Here is a 6620-nt window from a genome sequence, read left to right as displayed (position 1 = left end):
CCTATTCCCTCACCCCATCCCCGTGACATGGCGCAGCCAGAACGCCAGCGCGATGAAGCCGATGATGGTGGTGACGCCGGTCCAGTCGACATTGGCCTTCTTCACGTCGCTGATGATCTTCACCAGCAGCATCCAGGCCACGAAGATGATCGGGAGAATGATGACAAATCTGATCATGCGACACCCCTGCTCGAAGCGATTGCACCCTTCCCTAGATGTAGGAAGCAATCCGGCGGTTTTCAGGATGCCCTCGCCGACGGCCCATGCGGCATGCCGGGAAAAACGGAGTTTTGTCTTTACTGGCGCAACAAATATGCTAACCGGAGCGCCGTGCCCTTGTAGCTCAGCTGGTAGAGCAGCGGTTTTGTAAACCGAAGGTCGGCGGTTCGATTCCGTCCGGGGGCACCAGCACAATGCAAAAACCATAACATTTTCAAAAGCTTAGAAAACAAGGTTCGGGTTCGATCCACCGCTTATCCACCTGGAATTTTTCATTTGCCAACGCGAGTATCCGCCCCAGAGCATCACCGTATCCGGATCATCCTCTTCGTCCTCCTCCGGCTCGTAAGGTTCCGGCGCCACCAGCAAATCGATTCGCCTAAGGTCAGTCCCTCCCATTGGCGCATCGAGCGAGAGCGTTTTGAAGGTGTCATATTTGTGGATAGTGTGCTTGGTGCTAGGTTGCCAAATATTCAGCCTGGCTCAGATTTGGGAATATTGGGGGGACGTCACTTTGATCCGCATTTTGGTCGCACTCGCCGCCGCAATTTGCTTCGCGTCTTCGGCGGCTTCGGCAGGACAGGACAATATCCACTTCCTGGTCGGGATGCCCGATGCCAAGTTAAATTTGGCCGCTAAAATGGCAGGTAACCTCAACGGCGTTATGCAAAGGTGCCGGCTGAGGCCTACAGAAGATGGAAAAGCTATCATTGCTGTCCCTGTGCTTTTGTACGAGGGGATTAGAAAAACACCTGACGCCTAATCCTCCTAAGTTCCGGAAGGCCATTCGCACCTATGAAAGAGCTTACGCCATGGCGGTCCAGAGAGCGGGAAATTGCCAGGCTGAGAAGGCCAAATACCCGGGACTTTACCGATAGATGGCTGAGAAGGGACCCGGACATTGGGCGAGTCACCGCCCTGCGCGCCGCCGCCTAACTATGGCGTCGACGGCATCCTTCCTGATTGCTGCGGATTGAGCCGTCCGGTATACCCATCGGCATTCTTCACGAACACAGCTGCAAGCCTGATCCGTGCGGCAGCGGCTTCATTGAAGATCAGAACGGCACCCTTCCACGCTCCGCACTTGAATTTCTCGATAATGCCCGCATCGAAGCCTGACGCGGAAGTATTGAGCTCTTCGAGGGATGCCTGCTTGCACCGGCCATCCCGATACCTATTTCGCCGAATTCAGGCGCAGCAACTTAGCCTACGGGTGTGACTTCCTAGCTATATACAAAGTTGCAGGCTCATCGATATAAGGCGATTGGCGATTTTGATGGGGATTTCATGAAAGCTTTTTTGCTCGCTTCATTCGTTGCGCTTTCCGCGGCTCCGGCCATGGCTGCCGATATGACGATCGCTCCTGTCGATACCCCTGAATGGACCTGGCAAGGGCCATACGCCGGCGTGTTCGGCGCCGGAACGTTGGAACACTACAAGATCTATGGACCGGGCGCCCAGGCTGGCGCAACGCATAATGTCGGCTCGGCAACGGTCGGCGGCTTTGCAGGCTATAACCTCCAATCCGGCAAGATTGTCTATGGCGTCGAAGGCGAGCTTGGCTACCGCTTCAAGAAGAACACCTTCGACGATATTCCAGGCCCAGGCGTCCTTGACGCCTCCACAGGTTTGTTCGGATCCGTAAAGGGTCGCGTTGGCATGGACATGGGAGCCTACATGCCGTTTGTCACGGCTGGTGTAACCGCTGCAAAGCTGAAGACATTCTACCCGGGTGGAAACGCTGAGCGGGATGCCACCTTGGTCGGTGGTGTTGTTGGAGCAGGCATCGACGTCGCGCTCACACACAACGTGTTCTTGCGCGGCGAATACGACTTCTCCTTCTTCGGCAAGAAGTCGCTTGAATATTGTGGCGGCGGATGCACGCTGGAACACACGCTTCAGACGCACGATTTCCGCGTCGGCATCGCGATGAAGTTCTAACTGTTCAGCGCGTCTCCGACTTTGACGCCCTCCGCGGGAATGGCAAGACCAAGGTCCAGCTTGTGAACGGCATTCCGCGGGCGCAATGTCGCCACGAGCCCGACGGCTAGGGGCCTGGATCGCAAATAGTTTGCCGTTCAGGCCCTTCGTTCGTTCGGGACCATGCCCATCTGCGCGCCACCCCTTCGTATCAAACCGTACGTTGAATCCTTCTTGGGTCACGCGTGACAAGAGAGTAAATAAATCCTTTCGCAGGAAGGGAGGCCGCGATGGCAGAAACGCATATAGAAGTCGCACGCGCGGTTATAGAAACCAGCTTTCGGTTGCGGCACCATTCCCTGGCCGGAACTGCCTCATTTCGCCGTGATATGGACCACTCCCGACGCGCAATCGAGGCCTCGCGCGAACTGCTCAAGCGCCTTCGCCAACGTCATCGCGATGACATGGCCCGAGGTTGGGAAGATCTGGACCCAGGTCCTGTTGCTGTCTCGGCCTTCGATGCCGACATTCTCCGCTCTGCATTTCGAAACCTGGTCAGGGAAGCAAGCGTTCCCGAGTGTGAATGGCGCCACCTGGCTGAAAGCCTGGTCCGCGAATATGTCGGGTGCGAGCAGGTTGACGTTGGCTTGTTGGACTGGATTACCCACAAGTAGTCAGCGGTATAAATTGCGTACCAACGCAAAACAGCCCGCCCCGCCCACATTGCCGGTGACACGAAACGGGCTGCGGAAGCCCGCATGCGATGCTTCCTGCAACCCAACTTTGGGCGAGTACGGATGTTCCGTTAGTTTCTGCTGAAAGGCGGTACATTCTGCTGCCGCGGCCATTCGACAGTCACTGGTAGGGTAGACCCGCCGCTCCATTTGCGAAGCGACGGGCTCTCGCCCACCCCATACCTGTGAAAGCAATTTAGATGCCAAACTTTTGACCCGTTATGGGGCACAGCCGTCGCGTTGCCAGTCGGTCGGTCGCCCTCTCGTCGCTCTGCCTCGACATTGATAACCATCTACATCATGCCGGCTCGTTGGCTGCGATCACAAATTGTCGGATTCGTACGAAGCAGAGTTCTGTACGATTCCAACCCTTTAACTTTGTACACCCCTCTTTTGTAATTCGGCGGCTGAGGGGACGCCGTGCATCAGGTTGCATTTCACTGTCAATCGCGCGCCAGAGGGCGTATATTTTTTAAATCGTCTGCACGTGTCTACGGGCGCAGACGGCAGGGAGATTGGAAAGCTCTTGCCCCAAGCGGGATTGAGCTATGACCAATCCAGAGAACGATTCCTACAGAAACCAATTGTTGCGCAGGCTTGACCCTGGTGACCTGGGGCTTTTGCAGCCACACCTTGAACTGTGTGACCTCGAGCCGAAAATGACCTTAGAGAAAGCCGATTCGGAGATCGAGACGGTGTACTTCCTGGAGGACGGCATCGCTTCTGTGGTCGCGACGGCTTCAGGTAAGGAAGCCGAGGTGGGCCTTGTCGGCTTTGAGGGAATGACCGGTGCCGCGCTCGTGATGGGCGCTGACTATGCAGCGCATCAATGTTACGTTCAGTCGGCCGGCAGCGCTTTCAGGATGGGAACCGAGCCCTTCAAGGAGGCTCTTGCGAACAGCCCAACGTTGCGCCTTTTCCTGTTGCGCTATGTCCACTACTTCCACATCCAGACCAGCTATACGGCCCTGATCAACGCAAAATCAAACCTTGAAGAGCGGTTGGCGCGCTGGCTTCTAATGTGTGACGATCGGGTCCACGGCGAGCGCCTTGCGATCACCCATGAGTTTCTCGCCGTCATGCTTGGAGCAAGACGCCCAGGCGTTACCGTTGGGCTGCAAGTTCTGGAAGGACGTGGTTTCAGCTATTCTCGACGTGGCGAAGTGCACATCAGGGACCGCAGCGGACTTGCGGCCTGCGCAAACGGCACCTACGGCAAGCCAGAAGCCGATTACGTTCGGCTAGTTGGATTATAGCGCTCCAAGCATGCCGGACGTAGGCCGCGGTGATCCAAGCACCTGCGCCTCGCGCCAGCAATACAGCCCGTCCCGCCCACATTGCCGGTGACACGAAACGGCTGCGGAAGCCGCGATCCGATGCGATTGCAATCCAACCCTGGGCGCGCACGGATGTCCCGCAAGCTTCATATCCCGTGCGTCAGCACAAGATAAATAGCGGGGACGAGCATCAACCAGCCGCTCAGTCCAAGAACCACCAAGATGGCCATGCGCTCTGTTCGTCTGACAAGGTCGGCAATGTTTTCTCTGTCCGGCAAAGCGACGGAGGCCACAAACCCGGGCGCACGATCATCGTTGCCATTTCCCGGTTGGTTCGCGCTGCCACTCTCATTCGATCTGTGGACCAATGTCATTGTCATCGTTCACCGAAAAGAATCTAAACCGGCCCGTTCTCGGCGCGTGAGCCGGAACGGGCCGAGGCGGGAAATCAGTTAAAATCGAAGGACGACCGAAGGACCACGTCGGCGGTAGCACCGGACGCGACGGCGACCATGCCGCCAATAACTGCGGCAAACCCGTCTCCAGCCCCGCCGGCGGCGGTGGGGACGGTAGTGCCAGTCCCGATGGTAGACTTGCTGCACTTCTGCCTGTGCGTCTTCTTCAAAGGTCTCTGTTTGTGGCGTCTCAAGTTCATCGAGGATGCCGTGTCCGGCCCCTGGAACACCCGCCATTGCGTCAGTTGGGCGGACAGCGCTTGCAAGGGCCGCTGCCCCGGCAACGCCAAACATTGCAGTCAAGAAGGATCGCCGATCCATAATAAACCTCCCAAGGTACATGTGCTAGAAATGCGCCCACGCCTGCCGAATGAGCATGCATGGGCGCACGGTGAAATACAGGACCCGCCCGCCGTCGAAGCAGCTCACGGGTCCTATCAGCGCAGGAAGGGACGTAGCTGCGCCGATCCACGCCATGTCAGCCAAGAACGACCCCCATCACCAAGAAGGTGATGGCTGTTGCGAAAATCGGTGCGAGCAACCATCGCGCCTGGCCGACACTTTTTTCCACTGTTTCTCTCCGAATTGGAGAGACAACAACCTTTAGGCCTAAGCCGTTCCGCCTACTCCCAACGGGTAAGACCATTGCGTTTTCCAACCAGACTTTGGTCCTGCGCGGATTCAGACAGAGGCCCGTATGAGGAACGTTTGGCCTGGCGACGTGTTCGGGTGGCTGGCGCCCAGCCGATCGTGCTGCCGCCAGGTTACAAGAGGAGAAAAACAAATGAGGATGCACCTAAGCAGCGCCGCTGCGGCGCTCTTGCTGTTGGCCAGCGTCGGCGCGGTTGCGGCACAGGATGTGGTTATCACACCGGAACAGGACACCGTCGTCCGCGAATACGTGAAGAAGCAACCCTTGGCTTCTGTGAAGCTTCCGGGGGTGGAGTTGAATGTCGGCACGGCTCTGCCAGACACGGTCGAACTCCACGAGGTTCCCAACGTCAAATACCGCTATACGGTGGTCGACAACCGAACGGTTTTGGTGGACCCGAGCACACGCAAGATTGTGAAAGTCTACGACTGAAACTTCGAACCGGGCCAGGCCCGCCGGCAGGGATGCCGGCGGGTTGTGCTCGTCAAATCGCCACTCAATCGGACAAATGAAAATGATGAACCCTGAAGTCGAGACGTCGCAATCGCTCGTGGCGCGCCTGGTTGATCTCCAGGCGAGAGCGCGGGCAGCACGTATAAATGAGGCCGAAATAAAGACCTTCCAAAAGGTCGCAGCCGTCACGGATGATGGTCGAGGTCGGTCGGCTCAGGATCTGGCCGTTCCAGGTTCGATGGCGACATAGTGGTGCACGAGGTCACACCCCAATCGCCGCCACAAGAATTCGGTTCTGCCCGCGGATCGCCGCGCGCAGTTCCAACATTCCAAGTTGTGCCTTCTTCTACGACGCGCCAGCAACCTGGGTGGATGCCCCAACCCTGGTGAAGGTGTTCCGCACCCTGACGGACTTGTAGACGTAGGCGACCCAGAGCCCTATCAGCACAAACGAGACTATGTACGTCGCAAGCGCCTCGCCAGTGACCACTTTCCGAACCGAAACCCCGATCGCGGTGGAGACCCAGATCGCGTCCAGTATGACCGCCACCGGGATTGCGAGCCATTGGATGAGAAACAACTGCTTGAACCGAAGGCTCCGCCTCAGCATGGCAACGAGCACCACAAGCTGAAACACCATGAATGCCAGCAGCAGGGCAACCTCGCCATAGACCACCATGGGTCCATTCGGCACCAGCATGAGCTGGTTGTAGCCATCGCTGGAGGCCCCCAATTCGGCGAGTGTGCGCAGCGGTGACAATGCCTGACCGATAGCCAGCAGCATCAGCCAGCCGCCGAAGCCCACAAGAGTCTCAGGATTCTGCGACGGCTTCGCGGCCGATCGAACAGCAAAGAAAACAGGCACGCCGATCAACAGCAGCATGATCGCCCAATGCCAGATGGAAAACGC

General features: G+C 57.5%; 6 protein-coding genes and 1 tRNA gene. 5 read left to right on the top strand and 2 right to left on the bottom strand.

Features of this window, described 5'->3' with window-relative positions; translation table 11 throughout:
• Nucleotides 1-9: 9 nt before the first annotated feature.
• Nucleotides 10-177 (bottom strand): hypothetical protein, encoded by a 168-nt coding sequence (locus EN932_RS38070; protein WP_013531392.1) that lies wholly within the window; start codon nt 175-177, stop codon nt 10-12.
• Nucleotides 178-332: 155 nt separating this feature from the next.
• On the opposite strand from EN932_RS38070, the gene EN932_RS25475 reads away from it, so the two are divergent.
• From EN932_RS25475 to EN932_RS25440, 5 genes are all read left to right on the top strand, one after another.
• A tRNA-Thr gene (locus EN932_RS25475) sits at nt 333-408 on the top strand.
• Between the two features lie 1098 nt (nt 409-1506).
• Nucleotides 1507-2160, top strand: coding sequence for an outer membrane beta-barrel protein (locus EN932_RS25465; RefSeq protein WP_013531390.1), 654 nt, complete (start codon nt 1507-1509; stop codon nt 2158-2160).
• Nucleotides 2161-2429: 269 nt separating this feature from the next.
• Nucleotides 2430-2813: a hypothetical protein gene (locus EN932_RS25460; protein ID WP_084015764.1), complete on the top strand. Its 384-nt coding sequence runs from the start codon at nt 2430-2432 to the stop codon at nt 2811-2813.
• A 608-nt stretch (nt 2814-3421) separates the two neighbouring features.
• Nucleotides 3422-4129 (top strand): Crp/Fnr family transcriptional regulator, encoded by a 708-nt coding sequence (locus tag EN932_RS25455; protein WP_127369725.1) that lies wholly within the window; start codon nt 3422-3424, stop codon nt 4127-4129.
• 1260 nt (nt 4130-5389) lie between these two features.
• Nucleotides 5390-5689: a DUF1236 domain-containing protein gene (locus EN932_RS25440; RefSeq protein WP_013531386.1), complete on the top strand. Its 300-nt coding sequence runs from the start codon at nt 5390-5392 to the stop codon at nt 5687-5689.
• A gap of 367 nt (nt 5690-6056) precedes the next feature.
• Here EN932_RS25440 and EN932_RS25430 read toward each other — a convergent pair.
• A partial coding sequence (locus tag EN932_RS25430; RefSeq protein WP_127370421.1) for a DUF2569 family protein occupies nt 6057-6620 on the bottom strand: 564 nt, incomplete at its 5' end.

This window comes from Mesorhizobium sp. M7A.F.Ca.US.002.01.1.1 (assembly GCF_004022955.1).
GTDB classification, from domain to species: Bacteria; Pseudomonadota; Alphaproteobacteria; order Rhizobiales; family Rhizobiaceae; genus Mesorhizobium; species Mesorhizobium ciceri.
The sequence above is the reverse complement of the archived record's forward strand: the minus strand, read 5'-3'. Positions and strand labels throughout refer to the sequence as shown.

What these genes read in the sequence shown, in the direction of transcription:
- EN932_RS38070 (WP_013531392.1), bottom strand. Translation starts at nt 177, where the DNA reads ATGATCAGATTTGTCATCATTCTCCCGATCATCTTCGTGGCCTGGATG.
- EN932_RS25465 (WP_013531390.1), top strand. Translation starts at nt 1,507, where the DNA reads ATGAAAGCTTTTTTGCTCGCTTCATTCGTTGCGCTTTCCGCGGCTCCG.
- EN932_RS25460 (WP_084015764.1), top strand. Translation starts at nt 2,430, where the DNA reads ATGGCAGAAACGCATATAGAAGTCGCACGCGCGGTTATAGAAACCAGC.
- EN932_RS25455 (WP_127369725.1), top strand. Translation starts at nt 3,422, where the DNA reads ATGACCAATCCAGAGAACGATTCCTACAGAAACCAATTGTTGCGCAGG.
- EN932_RS25440 (WP_013531386.1), top strand. Translation starts at nt 5,390, where the DNA reads ATGAGGATGCACCTAAGCAGCGCCGCTGCGGCGCTCTTGCTGTTGGCC.